At 60.5% G+C, this 22,299-nt stretch carries 17 protein-coding genes; 5 read left to right on the top strand and 12 right to left on the bottom strand.

Annotated features, from left to right (window positions below):
* Window positions 1-8: 8 nt before the first annotated feature.
* The 8 genes from ACFPM8_RS07400 to ACFPM8_RS07365 form a co-directional block, all read right to left on the bottom strand.
* Complete coding sequence (locus ACFPM8_RS07400; protein WP_378996630.1) at window positions 9-1,019, bottom strand: SIS domain-containing protein; 1,011 nt, start codon at window positions 1,017-1,019, stop codon at window positions 9-11.
* Entirely contained in the window at window positions 1,012-2,139 is a 1,128-nt protein-coding gene (gene nagA, locus ACFPM8_RS07395) for an N-acetylglucosamine-6-phosphate deacetylase (RefSeq protein WP_378996574.1), read from the bottom strand. Before nagA ends, ACFPM8_RS07400 begins: the two co-directional genes overlap by 8 nt.
* Before the next feature lie 2 nt (window positions 2,140-2,141).
* Complete coding sequence (locus ACFPM8_RS07390; RefSeq protein WP_378996572.1) at window positions 2,142-3,053, bottom strand: glucosamine kinase nucleotide-binding domain-containing protein; 912 nt, start codon at window positions 3,051-3,053, stop codon at window positions 2,142-2,144.
* 54 nt (window positions 3,054-3,107) lie between these two features.
* The gene (locus ACFPM8_RS07385) at window positions 3,108-4,247 is read right to left on the bottom strand and encodes an ABC transporter ATP-binding protein (RefSeq protein ID WP_378996569.1); all 1,140 of its coding nucleotides are present in this window, start codon (window positions 4,245-4,247) and stop codon (window positions 3,108-3,110) included.
* Window positions 4,248-4,441: 194 nt separating this feature from the next.
* Window positions 4,442-7,114, bottom strand: coding sequence for a beta-N-acetylhexosaminidase (locus ACFPM8_RS07380; RefSeq protein WP_378996567.1), 2,673 nt, complete (start codon window positions 7,112-7,114; stop codon window positions 4,442-4,444).
* A gap of 62 nt (window positions 7,115-7,176) precedes the next feature.
* Window positions 7,177-8,016 carry a carbohydrate ABC transporter permease gene (locus ACFPM8_RS07375; RefSeq protein ID WP_378996565.1) on the bottom strand — a complete coding sequence of 280 codons (840 nt, stop codon included), beginning with the start codon at window positions 8,014-8,016 and terminating at the stop codon, window positions 7,177-7,179.
* Window positions 8,017-8,027: 11 nt separating this feature from the next.
* Complete coding sequence (locus ACFPM8_RS07370) at window positions 8,028-8,966, bottom strand: carbohydrate ABC transporter permease (protein ID WP_378996563.1); 939 nt, start codon at window positions 8,964-8,966, stop codon at window positions 8,028-8,030.
* Window positions 8,967-9,176: 210 nt separating this feature from the next.
* Window positions 9,177-10,454 (bottom strand): ABC transporter substrate-binding protein, encoded by a 1,278-nt coding sequence (locus ACFPM8_RS07365; protein WP_378996560.1) that lies wholly within the window; start codon window positions 10,452-10,454, stop codon window positions 9,177-9,179.
* A gap of 518 nt (window positions 10,455-10,972) precedes the next feature.
* Here ACFPM8_RS07365 and ACFPM8_RS07360 point away from each other — a divergent pair.
* The 5 genes from ACFPM8_RS07360 to ACFPM8_RS07340 all read left to right on the top strand — a co-directional run bounded on the left by ACFPM8_RS07360 (window position 10,973) and on the right by ACFPM8_RS07340 (window position 17,180).
* On the top strand, window positions 10,973-12,235 hold the full coding sequence (locus ACFPM8_RS07360) for an ABC transporter substrate-binding protein (RefSeq protein WP_378996558.1): 1,263 nt from the start codon (window positions 10,973-10,975) through the stop codon (window positions 12,233-12,235).
* Window positions 12,236-12,242: 7 nt separating this feature from the next.
* Window positions 12,243-12,950, top strand: coding sequence for a response regulator (locus ACFPM8_RS07355; RefSeq protein WP_378996556.1), 708 nt, complete (start codon window positions 12,243-12,245; stop codon window positions 12,948-12,950).
* A gap of 562 nt (window positions 12,951-13,512) precedes the next feature.
* On the top strand, window positions 13,513-14,199 hold the full coding sequence (locus ACFPM8_RS07350) for a DUF4166 domain-containing protein (protein WP_378996554.1): 687 nt from the start codon (window positions 13,513-13,515) through the stop codon (window positions 14,197-14,199).
* Window positions 14,200-14,247: 48 nt separating this feature from the next.
* Window positions 14,248-15,603, top strand: a complete 1,356-nt coding sequence (locus tag ACFPM8_RS07345; RefSeq protein ID WP_378996552.1) for an XAC2610-related protein — start codon at window positions 14,248-14,250, stop codon at window positions 15,601-15,603.
* A 77-nt stretch (window positions 15,604-15,680) separates the two neighbouring features.
* Window positions 15,681-17,180: an ATP-binding protein gene (locus ACFPM8_RS07340; RefSeq protein WP_378996550.1), complete on the top strand. Its 1,500-nt coding sequence runs from the start codon at window positions 15,681-15,683 to the stop codon at window positions 17,178-17,180.
* 38 nt (window positions 17,181-17,218) lie between these two features.
* Here the strand turns inward: ACFPM8_RS07340 and ACFPM8_RS07335 are convergent, their stop codons facing one another.
* From ACFPM8_RS07335 to ACFPM8_RS07320, 4 genes are read right to left on the bottom strand one after another with little or no spacing between them, the layout of a single operon-like run.
* The gene (locus ACFPM8_RS07335; protein ID WP_378996548.1) at window positions 17,219-18,229 is read right to left on the bottom strand and encodes a diguanylate cyclase; all 1,011 of its coding nucleotides are present in this window, start codon (window positions 18,227-18,229) and stop codon (window positions 17,219-17,221) included.
* Window positions 18,230-18,259: 30 nt separating this feature from the next.
* Complete coding sequence (gene cheB, locus ACFPM8_RS07330) at window positions 18,260-19,279, bottom strand: chemotaxis-specific protein-glutamate methyltransferase CheB (protein ID WP_378996546.1); 1,020 nt, start codon at window positions 19,277-19,279, stop codon at window positions 18,260-18,262.
* Window positions 19,276-21,510, bottom strand: coding sequence for a hybrid sensor histidine kinase/response regulator (locus ACFPM8_RS07325; RefSeq protein ID WP_378996545.1), 2,235 nt, complete (start codon window positions 21,508-21,510; stop codon window positions 19,276-19,278). Before ACFPM8_RS07325 ends, cheB begins: the two co-directional genes overlap by 4 nt.
* Window positions 21,507-22,223 carry a chemotaxis protein CheW gene (locus tag ACFPM8_RS07320; protein WP_378996543.1) on the bottom strand — a complete coding sequence of 239 codons (717 nt, stop codon included), beginning with the start codon at window positions 22,221-22,223 and terminating at the stop codon, window positions 21,507-21,509. The genes ACFPM8_RS07325 and ACFPM8_RS07320 overlap by 4 nt, the downstream gene beginning before the upstream one ends.
* Window positions 22,224-22,299: the final 76 nt, after the last annotated feature.

The following is a 22,299-nucleotide window of genomic DNA, read 5'->3' as shown; positions in this document are numbered from 1 at the left end:
CAAAAATATTACTGAGTCCTGGTCACCTTACTCAAATGCCGAGGCCGATCCGGGTCCATGCCGCGGGCGGCGGATAGGCTGGCCGCCATCGCATAAAACGCTTGAATCGCGACAATCGGATCGAGGTCGGCGGTGGCGGCGACTGGCAGGGTCAGGTCGCGGCCGGCGACGTTGTCCGGCGCGGCCAGCAATACCTTGGCGCCGCGCTTGCGCATTTCATCGGCCAGCTTGAGCAAGCCGTCCTGGGTCGGTCCGCGCGTGGCAAAAATCAACAGCGGATAGCCTTCGTCGATCAAGGTCATCGGGCCGTGTTTGATTTCGGCGCCGCTGAAGGCTTCGGCCTGGATGCCCGAGGTTTCCTTCAGCTTCAAGGCCGCTTCCATCGCCAGCGGCAGGCTGATGCCGCGGCCGACCACCATGATGCGCGAGGCCGGCGCCAGGGTTTCGATGGCCGGTGTCCAGTCGCTATGGCTGGCGTCTTCCAGCGCTTCGGGTAGGGTCTCGATGGCGGCCAGCAAGGCGGCATCGTTTTGCCAGTGCGCGGTGAGGCGGGCGGCGGCCACCAGGCTGGCGATAAAGCTTTTGGTGGCGGCCACGCTGAGTTCGGACCCGGCGTGCAGCGGCAAGGCCCATTCGGCGCTGGCGGCAAGCGGCGAGGCGGCGTCATTCACCAGCGCCACGGTGGCGGCGCCGCTTTCGCGAAAGTAGCGGATCGGTTCGATCACATCGGGGCTTTGGCCGGATTGCGAGATGGCGATCGCCAGCGCGTCGCGCGCGATCAGCGGCGCCTTGTTCAAGGTCACCAGCGACAGCGGCAGCGAGGCGACGATGTGGCCCAGGCGCGCCATGATCAGGTAGGCGCAATAGTTGGCGGCGTTATCCGAGCTGCCGCGCGCCACCGTCAGGATAGCCGACGGCGGCGCGGCCCGCAGGCACTGGCCGAGTTCGGCATAGCGTTCACGGTCCTGCCTGAGTTGCGAGGCGACATGAGCTGCCGCCGAGCGGGCTTCTTTAAGCATCAACGAGGTCAATCTGTTCTCCTTCTACGTATACGGCTTTGAGTTTGAGCTGGCGGTCCAGCACCACGATGTCGGCGAAACAGCCGTTTTTGAGACGGCCGCGTTCCTGCATGCCCAGGTAGTCGGCGGGGTAGGTGGACACCCGCAGCGAAGCTTCTTCGATTGCCAGGCCGAGTCCGACCAGGTTGCGTAAGGCTTGATCCATGGTCAGCGTGCTGCCGGCCAGGGTGCCGTCGGCCAGCCGCACGCCGCCCAGGCATTTGTGCACCGATTGCCGGCCCAGCATATAGTCGCCGTCCGGCATGCCGGAGGCGGCAGTCGAGTCGGTCACGCAATACAGGCGCGGGATGGCGCGCAGCGCGGCCTTGATGGCGCCGGGATGGACGTGCAGCAGATCGGGGATCAGTTCGGCGTATTCGGCATGCGCCAGCGCCGCGCCGGCCATGCCCGGCTGCCGATGATGAAAGCCGCTCATGGCGTTGAACAGGTGGGTGAACCCGGCCGCGCCATGTTCGAGCGCGGCCACCCCATCTTCATAGGTGCCGAGGGTGTGGCCGATCTGGACCCGCATACCGGTCGCGGTCAGGGTCCGCAACAGGTCCAGGTGGCCGTCGACTTCGGGGGCGATGGTGATCAGTTTTAACGGCGCAAAGCTGCGCAGCCAATCGACTTGTTCGAGCGTGGCGGCAATCGCAAAATCGGGCTGGGCGCCGAGATTGCCGGGGTTGATGTAAGGGCCTTCCAGGTGGGCCCCGAGTATCCGTGCGGTGCCGGCCGGGCGTGCATGGCAGGCGCGGCCGATGGCGGCCAGCGCCGCTTCCAGCTCTTCGATCGGCGCGGTCATGGTGGTCGCCAGCATGCTGGTGGTGCCGTGCTGCGCATGCATGCGCGAAATGATTTGCGCCGCATCGCCGCCTTCCATCACGTCGCGGCCGCCGCCGCCATGCACGTGCAAGTCGATAAAGCCCGGCAGAATATAATCGCCGCCGTGCTCGTCGCCTGGCGCTTGCTCCAGCGGCTGGCCGCAAATGTCGGCGATCATGTCGCCGAAGCTGATGGTGCCGGCGACCCAGCCCTGGGTACTTAACACGTTGCCTTGAAGTTGGGTGAGGTTCTTCATCGTCATTCTCCTTTCAACTGCCGGCGCAGCAGCAGTATTGCGCCGGCTGCCGCATCGGCTTGCGGCGCAGTCGCGCGTACTTGTAACGGTTGCGGTAAATAGGGACGCAGCGGGGCGGCCAGTCCGCCGCACAGTGCGATCGGCAACTTATTTGCTGGATCTTGCGCAGGATCGAGCGCAGCGGCGATTTGCTCGATTTCGCGACCGGCCTCTTGCAGGATGCTGCGCGCTGCATCGTCCTGCCCGGCGTGCGCCACCACCAGCGGCGCCAGTTGCGCAAAGATGCTCTGGTTGGCCTGGATGATCCAGCTCAGTACCTGATCGCGCTGGTCGGCATGCTCGCCGGCGCCGCCGCAAAACGCGATGATCGCGTGCGCCAGCGGTCCGGCTTCGGCGCGTCCATCCAGTACCCGCTCGACATGATTGATGGCGCGCATGCCGATCCAGCAGCCGCTCGCTTCGTCGCCGGTCTGGAAGCCCCAGCCGCCGACTTCACGCCGGCTGCCATCGGCCAGCAAAGCCTCGCCGACGCTGCCGGTGCCGATCGCAACGATAGCGCCGGGCCGGCCCAGATGGGCGCCGAGCAGGGTGGTGAAGGCATCGGTGCCGACGGCGATCGCTCCAAAGCCGGGGTCCTGCGCGCTAAATTCCGCCGCCCATTGTTTGTTGTTGACGCCGGATAAGCCGAAACCCGCCGCCAGTTGCCGATACGGCGGCCGGGGCAGGCCGGCTTGCTGGAACGCGCCGTCGATCGCCGCGACGATGGCGAGCCAGGCCTTGCCGGTGCCGTGCATCAAGGCCGAAGGTCCGCTGCTGCCGTCGGCGACATGACTGCCGTCCGGGCGCTCGACCCGGACCAGGGTCTTGGTGCCGCCGCCGTCGACGCCGATCAAGTATTCGTAAGCTGTATTCATGGTGGCATTGGTTGTGATGCTGGAAAGGCAAAATTGTATCTTGGATAGGCTTGCTTACTGCTTCGAAGAAATCATATTTCCAGGCTTAAGTCTGGCTAGCGATTGACCGTCGGCATCGAACACGTGGAACGCGCTGCTGGCGGCGGACAAGGTAATCGTATCGCCGATGCGTACTGTGTTGTTGCCATTGCCGCGCACCAGCAGGTCCTGGCCGTTTTGCAGCGTCACAAAGATGAAGTTGGCTTCGCCCAGATGTTCGACGATGTTGACTTTGCCGCTGAAGATTTGGCCGCTATCGTTGTGAGCGCCATGCTCGGCGTGTTCCAGGATGTGTTCCGATCGTACTCCGACCGTCACCGCGTCGCCGCTCCTGGCGCTGCCGGCGCTGACCTCGGTGCGGATTTCCTGGCCGCTGGCAAGTCTGACTTTTACATGGTCGGCCTCGACCGTACTGACCGTTCCGCTGAACAAGTTCATTTTCGGCGAGCCGATGAAGGTCGCAACGAACAGGTTGTGCGGCCGCTGATACAGTTCCAGCGGCGTGCCCGCCTGCTGGATTTGGCCGTCGTTCATGACCACGATTTTGTCGCCCAGGGTCATCGCCTCCACCTGGTCGTGGGTGACGTAGACGATGGTGGCGGCCAGTTGCCGATGCAGCTTGGCGATCTCGAGCCGGGTCTGCACCCGCAACGCGGCATCCAGGTTGGACAGCGGTTCGTCGAACAGGAACAGCTTCGGCTCGCGGACGATGGCGCGGCCGATGGCGACGCGCTGGCGCTGGCCGCCGGACAGTTCGCGCGGCAGGCGCTCCAGCAGGTGATCGATTTTGAGGATGCCGGCGGCGTGGCGGATGCGCTGGTCGATCGCAGCCTTGCCGGCGCCGGCGATTTTCAGGCCGAACGCCATGTTTTTATAGACGCTCATGTGCGGGTACAGTGCATAGCTCTGGAACACCATCGCAATGCCGCGTTCCGCCGGCGGCAAATGATTGACCACCTGGCCGCCGATCGACAGCTCGCCGCCGCTGATCGACTCCAGCCCGCACAGCATGCGCAGCAAAGTCGACTTGCCGCAGCCGGAAGGGCCGACCAGCACCACGAATTCGCCATCCTTGATGTCGAGATTGAGTCCGGCCAGCACGTCCTGCTTGCCGTCATAGGATTTTCTGATGTCTTTGATACTGACGTGGGCCATGCTTTTTACCTTTTATTGAGGGCGCCTCTAAAAACCTACTGCGCGGCCCAATCTCGGGGCTGCGATGCTCGCCGTACTCGCGTACGACTGCGCTTCTTACCCCGACCTTGGGCCGCTCGCTACGGTTTTTAGAGGTGCCCTTGATCCATAGTGGCCGGCGCTCATCGCACCGGCCACCCTCATTCACTCATTCACTAACGCAAAGCTTCAGCCCGACTGCTGCGCCTGCCGTCCGGACTGCGGGAGCGCAGCAGGACGTTGGAACTGACCTGCGGCGGGGCTTTGGGGGCGTAGCGCTGCCACTGATTGCCGCCGTCGCTGGAGTATTCGATAGTCAGGCCGGGCAAGGCCACGTTCGCCGCCAGCATGCCGTTCAGCACGCGCCCGCCCGGCACCGGCAAGCGGTAAGCGACGCCGGCTTGATCCAGCTTCGCCAGTTCGCGTTGTCCGACCAGGTTGGCAAAACGCTGCCAGTCGTTCAGCAGGGCCTGGCTGTCGACCAGGTGCGTGACGCCGCCTTGATAGCTGCGGCCTTGCTGATAATCCTGCTCCCAGGCGGCGCGATGCCAGGCCCGTTCTGCCACTGTCAGCACCCGGGGGAAAATCATGCCGTCCATCTGCCTGTCGGTGCGCACGGTTTCACTCCAGGATTGAGCCGAGATGCCGTAAGCGCCCGGCCAGGCCTTGTCGCTTTTGGCCTGGAACGGATTGCCGTCGCGGTCGACCGAGGTTTCCGCGTTTTGCGGCAGGTTGTTGGGCGCGAAGCTGAACATTTTTCGCTCGTCGTTAAAGCGGGTGGCCCAGTAATAGCCACGCTCCAGCGGATTGACTTCGTACGGCATGTCCATATACAGATAGTCGGGATTGGACAGGGTGACTTCATAACCTTTGCTGGCCCAATCGTTGGCGGTGTCGAAACCGCCCCAATACAAGGTGTCCCACAGGTTGACGCCGACCCGGCGGGTGGCAAACGCCCTGGCGTCCTTGGCATCTTTCAATCCGTCTTGCCAGGCTTGCATTTTTTCGATGCCGTGGGCGTTGACCAGCTTGCTCACCTCGACCGCGAAATAGCCCGACAGATGGGTGATGTCCTGTACCTTGCCGCTGTTGACCAGTGCCTGACAGATCGGCGATCTGGCCCACGGATGATCTTCGCGGCGCTGGTCTATCGTGCCTTTCCAGTTCACTTTGTCCGGTGCGTTGATGTCCTGGAAGCCGGGTCCCAGGCGGGTATTCTTGGCTTCGTCGCCGCCGAAATGCCAGGTCGTCAGCGGCTGGCCGGCCTCGCGGTGCATGCCGGCGATTTCAGCGATCACCTTGTCGACAAAGTGCTTGGACGACTCCAGGCAGGGATTGACGAAACTGCGGCGATCGTAGAACTGGACCGAGGTGGTGCGCGAAGTATCGCTGGGATCGAGCAGGCGGTAGGCGTTGGCCTCCAGCTCCTTGCCTTGCCGGTGCAGCCTGCGGTAGCGCGCTTCCATCGCCACCACGGCGGCGCGGGCATGGGCCGGCATGTCGATTTCCGGGATCACTTCAATCTGACGCGCCTGGGCGTATTGCAGGATCTCGATGTAGTCGCTGCGGGTGAAATAACCGCTGCCCATATTGTCGCTATGCGGGCCGGAACCCAGTTGCGGCAACAGGCATCGGCTTTCGCTCAAATCGTGGCAGCGCCTGCCTCCGATCTCGGTCAACTCCGGCAAACCCGGGATCTCGATCCGCCAGCCCTCGTCGTCGCTCAGGTGAAAGTGGAATTTATTCAGCTTATAGGCCGCCATCTGATCCAGTAGGCGCAGCACTGCCTGTTTCGAATGGAAGTTGCGGCCGACATCGAGGAACATGCCGCGATAGGCAAAACGCGGCGCATCGCTGGCATGCAGCGTGGCGATGCGCATGCGGCCGTCGGCCGGCAGCAGCGAAAGAATCGATTGCAGGCCGTAGAACACGCCGCTTTGATCGAAGCCGACCACTTCGGCGCCCTGGGTGCCTATCGTCAACTGGTAAGCACCGGGCAGCGCCGTCGGACCCTGGAAACGCTCGCTCTGGATCCGGGTTCGGATCGGGTAGCCGTCGCCATTAATTGATACCCCGAGTTGCTCAAAGCGTTGTCGGATGGCCTCGGCCGCGGCCGACGGCAAGGCCGCCAGATGCAGCGCCACCCCGCGCCGCAGATCCGCATCCTGCGGATGAATGTTGACTTGCAGCGGCGTCGGGAGGATTTGCCCGCGCAAGTCGGCGGCCGGCAACAGGCGCACATCCTGGTTCTTGTCGAAACGGCTGGCGGCGGTCATCAGCACATTATGGTCGGCCTCGATGCGTTTCCATTGCTGGCCGAGCGGCGTCACCAGGCGCTGCAGGTTTTCGGTATCGGTGCTGGCGATGACCCGCGGGCGGGCGCCGCCTGCGGTGACGTACCAGCGCGGCATGACGTCGGTTTCAAACAATTGCCAATATTCGCCGATGATCGGGATTTGCAGCGCCTGTCCGGCCGGGAAGGATGTGAACTTGTCGGTCGGTTCCAGTCTGTGCAGATCGCCGGTCAGGTGCGTGATCTTGAACTGCGGGTCAAGCACCTGCAAGACTTGGCGAATGCTGTGGAAGTAGATCGCCCAATCCTTGCTGCTAATCTGTTCGCCGGGATTGTCCAGCGTGATCGTGGCCCGGTTGCATGAGGCCCAGTCCGCGCCCAGCGCCGAGCAGTCGACGCCATGTGTGGCGGCCAGGTTATCGACCACCGTATAGCGCACTTTCAGCTGGCTAAGTTGATCCACCAGCCGCTGCTCGGCCGGGTGGCCGTTGGCCGTTCCCAGCAGCGCCAGGCTGGCCGCGACGGCTGCTGCTACGTTTGCTCTCCATCTTTTCATCGTCTTCTCCCTGAATGATTGTTCGTTCTTAGGATGTTGCGGTTACGACTGAAGGCATGGTTTTACTTGACTGCGCCGGAGGTTAATCCGCGAATCAATTGACGGGAAAACAGCATGTACAAAATCAGGATCGGGATCACCGCCAGCGACAGCGCCGCCAGCACCGAATTCCAGTCCGTCACGTACTGGCCGATGAATTGCTGGACCCCCAGCGTCACGGTTTTTGTTTCGTCGGACGGCGCCAGGATCAGCGGGAACCACAGGTCGTTCCAGGCCGGGATCATGGTGAACACCGCTACCGTGGCGATCGCCGGCCGGATCAGCGGCAGGATGATCTGGAAGAAAATCTTGAACTCGCCGACGCCGTCGCAGCGCGCCGCGTCCTTTAGTTCCTTCGGGATCTGGCGGATGAATTCGGACAGGATCATCACCGCCAGCGGCAAGCCCTGGGCGGTATACACCAGGATCAGCGCGCTGCGGGTGTTGATCAGGTTCAGGCTCACCACCAGTTGCAGGATAGAGACCGTGCCGAGCCGGATCGGGATCATGATGCCGAGCGCCAGGTACAGCGTCAGCAGGCGGTTGCCGCGGAACTTGTATTCCGACAGCGCCCAGCCCGCCATCGCGCCGAACAGCACGATCAGCAGCAAGGAACCGAGCGTCACCAGCAGGCTGTTGCCGAAATAGAGGATGAAGTTGGTATTGTTCAATACCTTCTCGAAACCGATCAGCGAAAACGATGCCGGCGTCGGAAATGCCAGCGGATTGTCGAAGATCGCATCGCGCGACTTGATCGAATTGATCAGGATCAGCGCAATCGGGAACAGGGCGATCACGGCGTAAGCGCACAGCACCAGGTGCACCCACAGCCGGCCGAGATTACGCAAGGAGAACGTTTGCATGCCGGCCGTCCTCACAGTTCATAGCGCGTCAGCTTGCGCTGCACGCCATAGAAATAAGCCGCGACCCCGAGCAGGATCACCAGGAACATCAGGGTCGCGACCGCCGCTCCCATGGTCGGACTGCCGATCTGCGCCTGATAGCCGAAGAAGGTGCGATAGAACAGGGTGCCCAGGATGTCGGTCGTGTAATTGGGCCCGGCCAACGCACCCTTGACCGAATAGATCAGGTCGAAGGCGTTGAAGTTGGCGACAAAAGTCAGGATAGTGACCAGTCCCAGCGTCGGCAGGATCAGCGGCAGTTTGATCTGCCAGAAAATCCGCAAGCCGCTGGCGCCTTCGGCATAGGCCGCTTCCAGCACTTCCTCCGGCACCGCCAGCAGCGCGGCATAAATCAACATCATCGGGATGCCGATGTATTGCCAGACCGAGATCAGCGCCAGCGTCACCAGTGCGGTCGATTGTTGTCCCAGCCACGGCGAAAAATAGTCGGCCAGGCCGACATGGCCCATCAGCGTTTCGCCGACGCCCCACAGCGGCGACAGGATCAATTGCCAGATAAAGCCGATGATCACCACCGACAGCAGGGTCGGCAGGAAGATCAGGGTGCGATAACTGCGCGCGCCGCGCAAACCCTTGAGACTGAACAAGGTGGCCAGCAACAGCCCGATCGGATTTTGCAGCAGCATGTGCATCGCGAAGAACTTCACGTTATTCCACATCGCGTTCCAGAAGGCGGCCGACCAGTCGGGATCGAACAGGATCGTATGGTAATTGGACAGGCCGACGAAGCTGTGCACGCCGGCATCGCTGCTGGTGTAGAAGCCCAGGCGCAAGGTGTCCAGCAAGGGCAGGGCGCTGAACAGCGAATAGATGATCACCGCCGGCGCCAGGAACAGCGCGATGTGCCAGGGGGGCGCAGGCCGTGAGAGGGACTTGGCTTTAAGATTCATTTTTTTGTGGGAACAAGGCTATTAGCGGGGCAGCATGTAGGGCGGATGAGCGCAGCGTTATCCGCCGATTGGACGGTTGACGCATCCAAAATCGGCGGAAGGGTGAAGCAGGGGTTTCGGATGGCATGCCATCCGCCTGCGTAACGGTATCCGCTTGCAAGCGGATACGCGCCCTGCAAGGGCTGCGCTTTTCCGCCCTACTTGTAATGACTATTGCTGCGGCTTGTACCACTTGGCAAACCCGGCCTGGATCTGCGCCGCCGCTTCCTTCGGCGCCAGCTTGCCGTTCAGGACTTGGGCATTGACGTTCCACAGCTGGTTTTCCATGCTGGGTTCGCCGCGGTTCAGGATTTGCGCGTTCAGGCGTATGGTGGACGAGCACGATTTGCGCCAGTCGATCATCTGCTTCGCAACCGGGTCCTTGACCGAAATCAGGTGGTCGGACAGCGAGAAGAAACCGGTGACCTTGTTGGTGTAGATGTCGGCAAACTCTTGCGAGCCGAGCCAGGCCAGGAACTTGTAGGCATCCTCTTTATTCTTGGATTTCTTGTTGATCCCCATGCCGATATCGTTGTGGTCCGAGATATAGCATTTGTCGCCGGCCTTGGGCACCGGTGGCGGGAAAGCGCCCATCTCGAATTTTGCGGTGCCGTTGAAATAGGCGATATCCCACGAGCCGGTCGGATAAATCGCCGCTTTGCCCAGCGCGAACAGGTTCTGGCTGTCGCCGTAGGTTTGCGAGCTGGCGCCCTTGGACAGGTATTTGCCCAGCTTGGCTTCGTATTCCCAGGCCGAGACAAACTGCGGATCGGTGAATTTGGCTTTGCCGGCGATCAGGGCTTTGCGGCTTTCTTCGCCTTTCCAGTAATTGGGGCCGATGCCGGTGAATACGACTTGATTGGACTCCCATTGATCGGCGGTGCCTAGCGCCAGCGGGGTGTATTTGCCGTTGCTCTTGATGGTGTCCAGTAGCGTGAAAAATTCCGCTTCCGTTTTCGGCGCTTGCAGATGCAGTTCCTTGAAAATCTTTTGGTTGTACAGGAAGCCGTGCATCACGGAAGCCACCGGCATGCAGAAAGTGTCCTTGCCGTCATCGGTCTCCCACGCCACTTTGCTGGAAGCAGGGAAGTGTTCCATGCCGGGCTTGCCGTCCAGTTTTTCGAGGTTGCCTTTCTTGTACAACGACAGCGAAACGTCGAACGGCCGGCAAGCGATCAAGTCGCCGGCGGTGCCGCCGGCCAGCCGTGCGGCCAGGCTGGAGTCGTACTCGGTCGGGGCGCTGGGGGCGAACTTGACTTCGATGCCGGGATTTTTTTTCTGGAACGCCGGGATCAGCACTGTTTCCCACAAGGTCTTGTCATCCACCCGCCAGCTTTCGATGGTGAGGGTACCGGCTTGCGCGCTGCCGGCTGCTGCAAGCGCCAGCAAGACGGCGTTGCGGAGTGTGCGAATGCTATAGGTGCTACGGACGCGGGTGATGGATTGCATCAATGTCTCCTCTATCGTTTTTATTGGGCTGATGTTGCGGGGCGCTGTTGTTATCACAGTTCGCCGTCGGCTGACTGCCTGTCAAACCACCGCGTGCAGACATTAGCACCATAGGAAACGTGAAGCCATCCCGCTTGCCGATTAGTTAATCATGTTGGGTAAGGTCTTGATTTCAATCCGGAATTTGGTTTTTTGCGATTTTCTGCAATTACCAATCTTTACAATCGAATCGACCGAAGCAGGGCTTGCTCATACCGGGATGCAGCTTGCCGACGATGATTTTTTTCGTTCGCCGATAAAGATAAAGTGACGCAAAATCACATTTCTTTACAAAACGAGAACAGCGCTAACGGTGTGCGCGAGACTTAAGTTATAGTCACTCGCGGCAAGGTTAATGAGACAACACGCGAACAATATAAATAAGGAAATCGATGATAGCCCGGCGACGCAATGATGCCAAAAGCAGAGTTGAAAGCAGCGCAATCAGGCGGTCCGGAAAACGGGCTGCCGCATCTCTATTGGCGATCGCTTTAGGCGGTCTTTTCAATCACGCACTGGCTGCCGCAGCCGCTGCAACACCCAACGGGCAGGCATTGCAAGTGGTGCACTGGTGGACCTCGGCCGGCGAGCGCAAGGCGGTCGACGTGCTGGTCAGCCGGCTGTCCGAAGAAAACATCGCATGGCGCGATGCGGCGATCCCGGGCGGGGCCGGGCTGGGCGCCGGCAAGGTCCTCAAGAGCATGGTGTTGGCCGGCAAGGCGCCCGAGGTGACGCAGCTGAACGGCGTCATTTTCGGCGAATGGGCCGACCTCGGCCTATTGCTGGAACTGGACAATGTGGCGACCCCGGGCGGCTGGCGCAAACAGTTATTTCCCACCGTCTGGTCGCTGGTGCAAAACCGAGGTCACGTGGTGGCGGCGCCGCTCGGCATCCATCGCATCAACAACCTGTTTTATAACCGCAAGGTATTCGCTCGGCTGGGGCTGAGTGCGCCCAAGACTTGGGCCGAATTCGAGCGCACCGCGGAAAAGCTGAAGCAGGCCGGCGTCATCCCGCTGGCGCAAAGCAGCCAGGCCTGGCAAGTCGCGACCTTGTTTGAAACCCTGGTGCTGGCGGAAAGCGGCCCCGCCTATTACCGCTCCTTGTTCGTCGACCTGGCGCCGAGCGCTTTTGCCGATGCAAGGCTGACGCATGCGCTGCTGCGCTTGCGAGCGCTCAAGGCCTGGATGACGGCGCCGCTGAAAGAACGGCCATGGACCGAGGTCGCGCGCCAGCTGGCCGATGGCGACGCCGCGATGCTGGTGATGGGCGATTGGGTCAAGGGCGAATTGCAGGCCTGGGGCCAGAGCGCCGATCTGGATTTTGCCTGCGCCGCGGTGCCGGGCACCGCCGACTACCACTTGTACAGCGTCGATACGCTAGCCATGTTTGCCGGCGATTATTCGCATCAGCCGGCGCAGGAAAAACTGGCCCAGATCGCCATGTCGCCAGCCGTGCAGACTGACTACAACCGCCTCAAGGGCGCGATCCCGGTATGGCGTGCGCCGGATTTATCCAGGATGGATAGCTGCGCCCGCGCCTCGTGGAGCGCCTTCAGCAAAGGCAATGCAGCCCAGGCGCCGAGCCTGGTGCACCGGATGGCGACCGACGAAGCCACCAAGGACGCCATCGTGGCCGAAGTGCAGCGCTATTTCATGGATGACAAAATGTCCGAGAGCGACACCCAGCGCCGGCTCGCCAGCATTGCCCGGACCATATCGAAAACAGTAAAACAGGAGTGATGCCAGGATGATGCGCAAGATATTGATCGTTGACGACGACCTGAAGACCCGCACGCTGCTCAAAGCGTATCTGGAAAAAAATCAATACGAGGTGCATCTGGCGCATAACGGCGAGGCATTCCTGGCCGAGTTCCAGCGCTACGCCGATGCCTTGTCGCTAGTGATCCTGGATGTGATGCTGCCCGACACCGACGGTTTCGCGCTTTGCAAAACCGTGCGGCACCGCTCCAATGTACCGATCATCATGCTGACTGCCAGTTCCGACGAAACCGACCGCGTGGTCGGGCTGGAACTGGGCGCCGACGACTACATGGCCAAGCCCTACAGCCCGCGCGAACTGCTGGCCCGGATCAAAGCCATCCACCGCCGCAGCGGCATCGACAACGCCGCCGCACCGCGCTATTACCGCTTCACCGGCTTTACGCTGGACACGGTGGAGCGCACGCTGGCCGACCCGCACGGGCAGGTAGTGGCGCTGACCGGGCTCGATTACCAATTGTTGAAATATTTTGTCGAACATCCCGGCGACATATTGGACCGCGGCTTGCTATGCGAACAAACCCGCGGCCGCGACGTCGGCCCGCTGGATCGTTCGCTCGACGTCCAAATCAGCAAACTGCGCCTGCGCCTGAACGACGGCGGCAAAGACCCGCACCTGATCAAGACGGTGCGTGGGGCGGGCTATGTTTTTGCGGCGGATGTGGTGGTTTCTTGAGCGTTGTTCAGGTCGACAGAGTTAATTGGGGACATAGTTTGTGAGGCACCCTAGCGTGCCGAATTACTGTGTCCCCGCACACAACGACAGCGTAGGGCGGAAAAGCGCAGCGCCTTCCGCCGTTTTGGATGCGTCAACCATATGCGGCACATCCGGCGGCGGATAACGCTGCGCTCATCCGCCCTACGTTCCGCCAAAGAAGCAGGAATGGCCGGCCTCCCGAGCTGTCAGTTTTCGGCGCATCGAATGGCTCAATATCTCGCTCGCCAGCCAGCAGTCGCGTAGGGCGGAAAAGCGCAGCGCCTTCCGCCGTTACCCGGCTCGAATCCATCGCAGGCGGCGCATCAATGGCGGATAACGCTGCGCTCATCCGCCCTACGATTTGCGCGCTTGCGCCAGCTCCCATTCCTCGCGCATCCCGCACAAAATCACGTCGGTGTAGAATGCTCGCCTTTGCTGCTGGGCAACGACTCGATGTCGGGGCGACGATGTTGCAACACCCTGAGTCGTACGGCAGCACGGTGAGCAACAGCATCAACGCAAAAAACTTTACGGCCTCTCTATGAACGACAGCACGGCAAGCCATCCCTCCGAGGGAGAACTGTTCAGAAAAATTCTTGGGCCGGAGTGGCAAAAGCTTCATCCCGATATTCAGGCGCGTTTTGCCAAGAATCCGGCACCGGGCCAGCCCTTGTATTACACCGGGATGCTCAGCGAATTGAGCAGTTCCTGGCTCGGGAAACTGTTCGGCTATCTGACAAAGCTCATGCTTCACGGGGCTTTGATTCCTCTTGATGATGCCGATTTTCCGGTCGATATCCAGGTGTATTGCAAACCGGATTGCCCTTCCATTTTCAAGCAGCGCATCTATCGCTTGCATGGACGCAAACCGATCCAATTTACGTCTTACATGCGTGAAAGCGAGAAAGGCGAAGTGCTGGAATACGTCGGCATGGGCTTGGGCATGAAGCTGGTCTTGCAGGTCCACGAAGGCAATTTATATTTCACCAGCGACGGCTATTTCTGGGACATCCTGGGTTTTCGGATACCGTTGCCAGGCATTCTCACCCCCGGTAAGACATTCTTGTGTCATCGCAATGACCATCCGCTTCAATTCAATATCCGGATTGAAACCAGGCACTGCCTATTTGGTACGACTTTTACCCAGGTCGGCGTTTTCCATGAAATCCAGGTGGATACCAAGCTGATTGAGCCTATGCCCGCATTAGCGGCAGGGATTGCTGTATGAATCTCCATCTACTCGCCTTACAGCTTATCTAGAAACCAATTCTCGAATATGAAAATTCATGCCTTCATCCTTTATCTTTTCCTGATCAATACTGCGTCTGCAAATACGGATGAATTATTAATTCCGGGGATTTACCGGTTAAATGCCCCGTCGCAGAGACCGATTCAGAACCTTGGTAAAGCTGATACGAAAATTATAAAAAGCACAAAAAATTTCAGCAATGCTTTACCTAAGGCGGCAAAGATCAGTTATGCGATGGTCTCAAGGGATGATGTATCGCATACCAATAAAATAGTTTTTTTGGTGGACGAGAATTATCGGGATTCAAGTTCGGCCGATAATTTATGTGTCGCCTATGCTTTTCCAAACTGGAATAGTCATTCTGAAAGTCAGCCTTTTTGCACAAATGGTAATCCCATTTTTAGGACGGAAAAGAGTGCATTTTCTATCGAAAGGGCGGCGGACGAAAGAATGATTCGTGAAGAAAAAATCCCGCCGCAGCGTGCCCCTACGGACAAGGAGAAAATAGCCTGCATACTTATTTCTTGTTCTGGAGAGGCATACGGATATTCCATCTATCACTATGCCACCACGCTTTACCACGACGATTTCTCATTACAGGCGGTTAAGAACTATCAGGATATTTTTTATCTGACAAAAGATTTATCCATCTACCATCAATCCAGTAAGTCGTCCGCCCATACCAATGTGGGAAAAGGCAAGTTCGTGGCAATCACGGCAATGCACCCGGATTGGTATGAAGTGGATAGCGTGAAACAGGATGGGGAAATCCTGCATGGATGGTTAAGCCGCGAAGATTTGATCGAGGGGGAATGGGTGGGCCAAAAAGCCAAGCTTCCCAAATACCGCTTCCGGGTTGCCTTGCAGACCCAAGACGAATCCGATAGCGAAGCCAAAACTGCCGTTGCCATTGAAGTCATTAATCGCATGACAAACCGGCGGGTGCAAATGATTTACGATTTTTATTCCGATCCGAACAGATTTTCACGTCCTGAAGAAATGTTAAGCGTTGTCGATGCAAATTTCGATGGCTATCCGGATATTATGGTTTTCGGAAGTTCAGGCGGTGCGGGGCCGAATAGTACTGAAAATATTTTCCTGTTCGATCCTAAAACGCAAAAATTCGCATTGGATGAAATGCTTTCGGGCCTGCCTCAACTTGATATCAATTCCAAAAATCGCACGATTTCCTCGGCTTCACGAAGCAGTTGTTGCAGCCACCACGCGGAGACCTATCGTTATATAAAGGGGAAATTAACGCTGGTTGCCGACTGGGATGAATCAATGACTGTCGATGGAGAAGGGATGGTAACGACGACTGGCAAATTGATGCGGGGAAAAATGATTTATCGAGCGAAAAGAAGAAAATTGGAGATGCAGTAATATTTTTATTTCTCACAGTTTTCGAGTGGCTGTGCTTGTGCCGCACAATTTGAACCGCTTCATTAATCACCTTTCTCATGCCTGAATCCACCTGGTCTGCCCGCTACAGCCGCTTGCTTACCCGCTTGCTGCCGCCGACATTGCTGGCCCGCTTGACGGTGCTGATGGTGTTCGGGGTGCTGGTGACGCAACTGCTGGGCGGCTTGATATGGGCCGCGCAACTGCGCAGCAAATCCGAAAACGAGGCCAGCGTCGCGGCGCGGCATCTCGGTCACAGCGCTGCTGGCGCGATCCGGTTTTACATGAGTTTGCCGGCCAACTATCGGCCGATTTTGATCCAGCAATTGCGCGAAATGGGCGGCACGCGTTTTTTCGTCAATGCCAATAGCGGACCACTGATCATCCACCCGATCGCGGCGCAATCGCTGGCGGACCGGGTGGTCGAGCAGGTCGGCGCGACGCTGAAAGAGGATCTGCCTTTCTTGCCCGGATTTCGGCTGGCGTTTGCCTGGCCCAATGATCTGGCGGTGTCGAACGATGGCCTGAAAGTGACGGACCTGCCTGACAGCTGGGTCCAGCACATCCTGCTGATCAAGCCCAATCCGGCACCGGTGCTGGTGATCCAGGCCGAGCTGGAGCCGGGCAACTGGCTGTATCTGGCGGCCTTGATGCCGAACCCTTATTTCCTGGATGGCGACAACCCGTTGTCGCTGGATCGTCTGCTGTTGCAAGGTTTGTCGCTGGCGACGGTGCTGCTGCTGTCGATCCTGGTGGTGCGCTGGACCACGCGGCCGCTAGCGGCGCTGTCGGATGCGGCGGAGGCGTTCGGCAAGGGCGAAACGGTGCCCGAGTTGCCGGAGACCGGCAGCCGCGAGTTCGTCAAGACCGCGCGTGCCTTCAGCGCCATGCGGGAGCGGATCAAGCGTTACCTGGATGATCGCGAGCGGCTGTTTGTCTCGATTTCGCACGATTTGCGGACTCCGATCACGCGCTTGAAATTGCGCACCGAGTTGCTGGACGACGATGCGCTGCGGGCTGAATTTCATGAGGATCTGGATGAGCTCGACATGATGGTGAAGGGCGCTTTGCAGTCGGTCAAGGATAGCGATATCCATGAAAACAAAACCGAAGTCAGGCTCGATGCCTTGATCCAGCGGATGATCCGCGACGCCCGCATGGCCGGGCATGAGGTGGCCTTCGTCGCCAGCGGCTTGACTGTGATGGCGAAGCCGCTGGCGCTGAAGCGCGCGATCGGCAATCTGTTCGACAATGCGCTGCACTACGGCGAAAAAGTGGAAATCTCGGTCGAAAAAATCGCCGGCAACGGCGGTGATGAACGCGGCGACAGCGTCCACATCCGGATCCGCGATCATGGGCCGGGGGTGCCGGAAGCTGCCTTGCTCAGCCTGTTCCAGCCGTATACGCGGCTGGAACACGGGCGCGACCAGAACGTGCATGGGATGGGATTGGGACTTGGCATCGCCCGCAACATCGTGCAGGCGCATGGCGGCCAACTGCAATTGGCGAATCATGCCGCCGGCGGTCTGGTGGCGAACATCATCCTGCCGCTTAAATAGCGACCGCCGGCGCTAATTGCGAAACACTACACTAGTTCTTAGTCCGCGATTTCAACTCGGTTCTTGCCGCTGCGCTTGGCGCGGTATAGCGCGCGGTCGGCAGCTTCGATCAGGTTGAGCAGGGAGGCGTCGCGTTGCGGCGTGACCGTGGCGCCGCCGACGCTGACGGTGACCCGGTCGTCGTTGCTGGAGACGCTGTGTGCGATCTGCATCGAATACACCGCCAGTTGCAGTTTCTCGCCCAGTATCCGCATATGCTCGCTGGAAGTAGTGGGCATCACCAGCACGAATTCCTCGCCGCCGACCCGGGCCGCCAGATCGGCCGGACGCCGGGCATAGCTGCCGATGGTGCTGGCGACCCGCTTGAGAGTGGAATCGCCGGCCAGGTGGCCGTAGGTGTCGTTGTAGAGCTTGAAATCGTCGATGTCTATCATCAGCAGCGACAGCATGCTCTGCTCGCGTTCCGCGCGCTTCCATTCGGCGCTGAAGTATTCGTCGAAATAGCGCCGGTTGGCCAGTCCGGTCAGGCCGTCCGAATTGGTCAGGCGTTGCAGTTCGAGATTGGTTTCGAGCAGTTGCTGTTGGCTTTGCCGCAGCGCGCAATATGCCTCGTCGCGTTGCAGCAGGTTCATGTAGGAGCGCGAGTGATAGCGTATCCGCGCCACCAGTTCGATGGTGTCGGGCAGTTTGACCAGGTAGTCGTTGGCGCCGGCGGTGAAGGCGGCGCTTTTGGTGGCGGCGTCTTCCCGGGTCGACAGCACGATGATGGGAATATTGCGGGTCTCCGGATGGGCTCGGTACTGGCGCACCAGCGTCAGGCCGTCGATGCCGGGCATCACCAGGTCTTGCAGGATGACGGTGGCCCTGGTTTTTTTGGCGGCGGTGATGGCCTCTTCCGGCTGTGCGCAGTAATGGAAATTGATGTTGGGCTCAGTCGCCAGGGCGCGGCGGACGGCTTCGCCGACCATGGCTTGATCGTCCACCAGCAGCACCATCACTGGATAGTCGTCGGTCGGCTGTTCGATGTTGAGATTCAATTGATTCTGCATATGAGACTCCATAGCTGGGTACACCTTCGGTTATTTGTAGAGTGCGCGCAGCAGCTTTGCCGCGATGCATTCCAGCGGTAGGACATCTACCGCCGCATCCAGCATAGCTGCCGCTTTCGGCATGCCGTATACCGCGCTCGACCGGCGATCCTGGGCGATCGTGTAGTAGCCTTTGTCGCGCATCGCTTTGAGGCCGAGCGCGCCGTCGCGGCCCATGCCGGTCAGCAGGATGCCGATCGCTTTGGCGTCCCAAGAGTGCGCGATGCTTTGGAAAAAAACATCAATCGACGGCCGGTATGGGTAGCTGCTGGGCTGGGCGCTGTAAGCCAATTGCGACGGCTGCTTCAAATACAGATGGCTGTCGGTGCCGGCCAGTAGCACGGTAGCGGGCAGCGGACGGTCGCCATCTCGCGCCAGCCGCACCGGCAGCGTCGATTGGCCGCCGAGCCAGTCGGCCATGCCGGCGGCAAACTGTGCATCGACGTGCTGCACGACGACGATGGCAGCCGGAAAATCGGCGGGCAGTTGCGACAGCAGGGCCGCCAGCGCGGCCGGCCCGCCGGCGGAGGCGCCGATCGCCACCAGGCAGCTGCTGTCCGGTGTTTCGGATTTTTGCGCCGGTTCGGCAGGGCTGGCCGGGATGGCGCCGACGGCGGCGGACTGGGGTTGCACGATCAGCTTTTTGATGGCGTCGATCTTGTTCAGCAAGCCATCGTTGCTGCCGCTCCATGCTGCGGGTGCGTCGATCGCATCCAGCGCGCCGCAGTCCATGGCAGCGCGGGCGGCGACGGCATCGGCGCCCAGATTGGCGCTGACGATCAGGATCGCGCATGGCGTGTGCTGCATGATGTGGCGGGTGGCGGCTATGCCGTCCAGCAGCGGCATCGCCAGGTCCATCAGGATCAGGTCCGGCCGGCGCCAGGCGCACAATTCGATGGCACGCCTGCCGTCGTTGGCGATCCAGATGATTTCGTGTTCCTGGCGCTGCGCCAGCGTGCGGCGCATGGCTTCGACCGCTGGCACGGCATGGTTGACGATGCCGATCTTCATGTTTGCGCCTCGCCGATCAGGTCCAGTACCGCTTGCAATAGCGTGTCGTCGTGAAAACTGGCTTTGGCCAGATAGTAGTCGGCGCCGGCATCCAGCCCGCGCTGCCGGTCTTCCGGCCGGTCCTTGTAAGACACGATCATGACCGGGATAGCCTTCAACTGCGGGCTGTTCTTGATCAGCGTGACCAGTTCGATGCCATCCATGCGCGGCATGTCGACATCGGTCATCACCAGGTCGAACTGCTCGCTGCGCAGCGCGTTCCAGCCATCCATGCCGTCTACCGCGACCCGCACCGCATAACCCCGGTTGCTGAGCAGCTTGCGTTCCAGTTCGCGCACGGTGAGCGAGTCGTCCACCACCAGGATGCGCTTGCCCGGCTGCGGCGGCTGACTGCCGGGCTGGCTGTGGTGCTGCACGCGGTCGAGCTGGCCGTGAGCAATCAGCTCTTCTACCGAGCGCAGCATGTCCTCGACATCCAGGATCAGCACCGGCGCACCGTTTTCCATGACGGCCGCCGCCGCGACGTCCTTGATTTTGCCCAGGCGCGGGTCGAGCGCTTGCAGCACCAGCATGTGTTCGCCCAGCAAACGGTCGACCCGCAAGCCGTAGGTTTGCGCATGGCTGCCGATGAGGACCACCGGGATGCTGCGGTCAGCTGCCGCGGCCTCGCTTTTTTGCAAGATCTGACAGCTTGAAACCAGGCCGATTTGACGATTTTCAAAAGAAAAATGCTGGCGTCCTTCAAGCAGTGCGATCTGTTCCTGCTCCAATGCCAGGGTGCGATTGACGCTGGCCAGCGGCAGCGCGTAAGGTTCGCCGCCGATCTCGACCAGCAGGCAGCGTACTACCGACAGCGTCAGCGGCAGCTGCAACTGGAAGTGCATGCCGTGGCCCGGTTGGTTGAAAATCTGGATTGTGCCGCGCATTTGTTTGAGCATGTTGTGGACCACATCCAGGCCGACCCCGCGTCCGGAGATCTCGGTCACCGTGGCGCGCATGCTGAAGCCGGGCAGCAGCAGGAAGTTGAGCAGTTCGGCATCGCTGAGCCGGGCTGCGGTAGCTTGGTCGACCAGGCCGCGCTGGATGATGGCGCGGCGCAGTTGCTCCAGGTCGATGCCGTTGCCGTCGTCGCTGACGTCGATCTGCAGCAGCCCGGCATTGTGGCGCGCACTTAGCCGGATCGTGCCTGCTTCGGATTTGCCGGCGGCCAAGCGCTGTTGCGGCAGCTCGATGCCGTGGTCGAGCGCATTGCGCAGCAAGTGCACCAGCGGCGCATCCAGTTGTTCCAGGATGTCGCGATCGACCTGGGTAGCTTCGCCGCTGATGTCGAGCCGTACCTGTTTGCCCAGCGCGCGCCCAAGATCGCGCACGGTGCGCGCATAACCGCGTACCCGATCGGTGAACGGCCGCATGCGACAGGCTAGCGCCTGATCGTATAGACGCTGCGACAGGCTGCTGTGGCGGCGTTCAAATGATTCGAGCTCGGCCAATTGTTGCGCCAGCATGTCCTGGCTTTGGGCGAACTGCTGCCGCAGTGTTCTCAGCACGTCCAGGCGGGCTGCCTCCGGCGCGCTATCTTGCAATGTCTGCTGCAACAGCGAGAGCGAATGCGCGGTATTGTGCTGCAGCCGTTTCAGGCGCAGCAGCGCAGCGTTGAAAGAGGCTAGCCGATGCGACTCCACCAGCGATTCGCCGGATAAGCTAAGCAGCCGGTTCAAATGCGCGGCGGTGACGCGCAGCATGCGGTCGCCGCCGATTGGCCGGCTATCGCCGGTGTTGCTGGCGCCATCCATCGTTGTCGGCGCCACAGTTTGCGCTGCGTCCGGCTCGCTCAGGCTACGCTGCAAGCCATGCAGGAAGGCGTTGATTTGCTCGCGGCCTGGACCTGTTTGCCAGGCATCCTGGTCGGGCGCAGTCGCACCTATCCGCAGCAGCAGATCGACGCCGCGCAATAGTTGATCGATGCGTTGCGGTCCGAGCTCCAGTTGTCCTTGTTGCGCGGCGACCAGACAATCTTCCATCACATGCACCACATCGACGCCGGCCTGCAGGCCGACGATGCGGGCCGCTCCCTTGATCGAGTGGGCGGCGCGCATGCATGCTTCAAGCAAGTCGGCCGAGGGTGCGCGTTCCAGCGCGAGCAGACCGTTGCTGATGATCTGGGCTTGGGTATCGAGCTCCAGCCGGAACAAGTCGAGCATGGAGGCGTCGCGCAATCGGTCGGCGCTCATGCCAGACTCCGGTCGAGTGCGTGAAACAGCCGTTCTTCATTCAGCAAGCCGACTGTTTTGTCGTTCCACGCCATCACCGCATGCGTGAAATGCGCTGTGCCATGATCGAAGGTGGTCGGCACCGCCTTGTATGCCGTTTCAGCGACCCGCAGCGTGCCATGAACTTCATCGACCCCGAAAGCGGTGGTCTGGCCGTCGCGCCTGACCACCAGCATGCGTTGATGAGCGGCGGCGGATGGTGCGGCATGGCTGTCGGCTATCCCTAGCAGCGCGGCCAGCGAGACGCAGACCACCAGCGTGCCGCGGATGTTGGCAAGGCCCGACACGATGGGGCTGCGGCGATGCGGGAGCGAGTGGATGACGCGCTGCTCGGCGACTTCTTCCAGCAGGACGGTCGGCAAAGCCAGCCACTCTTGACACAGGCGGAACAGCAGCCAGGAGTGGAACTCGCCGTCCGCATGGTGGTGCAGGTGCGGGGCAGGTTCGCCGTTGGCGGGCGCGGCGTCGGCCGGCAGCCGATCGAGCAGGTCGACCGCGGCGCGGGACTGGACTGGGCAGTTGCGGCAATCGATATGCTGCGGCAATTGCGGGCATGAAGCATCGCCGCGAACGCCGATCCGATTCCAGCAGTCGTCAATCGACAAGGCGGCGCTTGCGGCGCGGGGGTCCGATGCTGGAAGATCTGCGGGGTGAACATATGGAGGTTGACTCATGGCTGCTCGCAAGGTAAGTGTCCGGCATCAGTCTGGCTGGCGCTGATCGACCGCCGTGGTGGAGAGTTCAGGGCCA

It is taken from the genome of Paraherbaspirillum soli (assembly GCF_042654985.1).
Taxonomy (GTDB): domain Bacteria; phylum Pseudomonadota; class Gammaproteobacteria; order Burkholderiales; family Burkholderiaceae_D; genus Paraherbaspirillum; species Paraherbaspirillum soli.
Note: the sequence above shows the minus strand (reverse complement) of the source record. Positions and strands in the feature narration are given on the sequence as shown.

Coding starts and splice junctions, on each gene's coding strand:
- ACFPM8_RS07400 (WP_378996630.1), bottom strand. CDS start 1,019: ATGCTTAAAGAAGCCCGCTCGGCGGCAGCTCATGTCGCCTCGCAACTC.
- nagA (WP_378996574.1), bottom strand. CDS start 2,139: ATGAAGAACCTCACCCAACTTCAAGGCAACGTGTTAAGTACCCAGGGC.
- ACFPM8_RS07390 (WP_378996572.1), bottom strand. CDS start 3,053: ATGAATACAGCTTACGAATACTTGATCGGCGTCGACGGCGGCGGCACC.
- ACFPM8_RS07385 (WP_378996569.1), bottom strand. CDS start 4,247: ATGGCCCACGTCAGTATCAAAGACATCAGAAAATCCTATGACGGCAAG.
- ACFPM8_RS07380 (WP_378996567.1), bottom strand. CDS start 7,114: ATGAAAAGATGGAGAGCAAACGTAGCAGCAGCCGTCGCGGCCAGCCTG.
- ACFPM8_RS07375 (WP_378996565.1), bottom strand. CDS start 8,016: ATGCAAACGTTCTCCTTGCGTAATCTCGGCCGGCTGTGGGTGCACCTG.
- ACFPM8_RS07370 (WP_378996563.1), bottom strand. CDS start 8,966: ATGAATCTTAAAGCCAAGTCCCTCTCACGGCCTGCGCCCCCCTGGCAC.
- ACFPM8_RS07365 (WP_378996560.1), bottom strand. CDS start 10,454: ATGCAATCCATCACCCGCGTCCGTAGCACCTATAGCATTCGCACACTC.
- ACFPM8_RS07355 (WP_378996556.1), top strand. CDS start 12,243: ATGATGCGCAAGATATTGATCGTTGACGACGACCTGAAGACCCGCACG.
- ACFPM8_RS07350 (WP_378996554.1), top strand. CDS start 13,513: ATGAACGACAGCACGGCAAGCCATCCCTCCGAGGGAGAACTGTTCAGA.
- ACFPM8_RS07345 (WP_378996552.1), top strand. CDS start 14,248: ATGAAAATTCATGCCTTCATCCTTTATCTTTTCCTGATCAATACTGCG.
- ACFPM8_RS07340 (WP_378996550.1), top strand. CDS start 15,681: ATGCCTGAATCCACCTGGTCTGCCCGCTACAGCCGCTTGCTTACCCGC.
- ACFPM8_RS07335 (WP_378996548.1), bottom strand. CDS start 18,229: ATGCAGAATCAATTGAATCTCAACATCGAACAGCCGACCGACGACTAT.
- cheB (WP_378996546.1), bottom strand. CDS start 19,279: ATGAAGATCGGCATCGTCAACCATGCCGTGCCAGCGGTCGAAGCCATG.
- ACFPM8_RS07325 (WP_378996545.1), bottom strand. CDS start 21,510: ATGAGCGCCGACCGATTGCGCGACGCCTCCATGCTCGACTTGTTCCGG.
- ACFPM8_RS07320 (WP_378996543.1), bottom strand. CDS start 22,223: ATGAGTCAACCTCCATATGTTCACCCCGCAGATCTTCCAGCATCGGAC.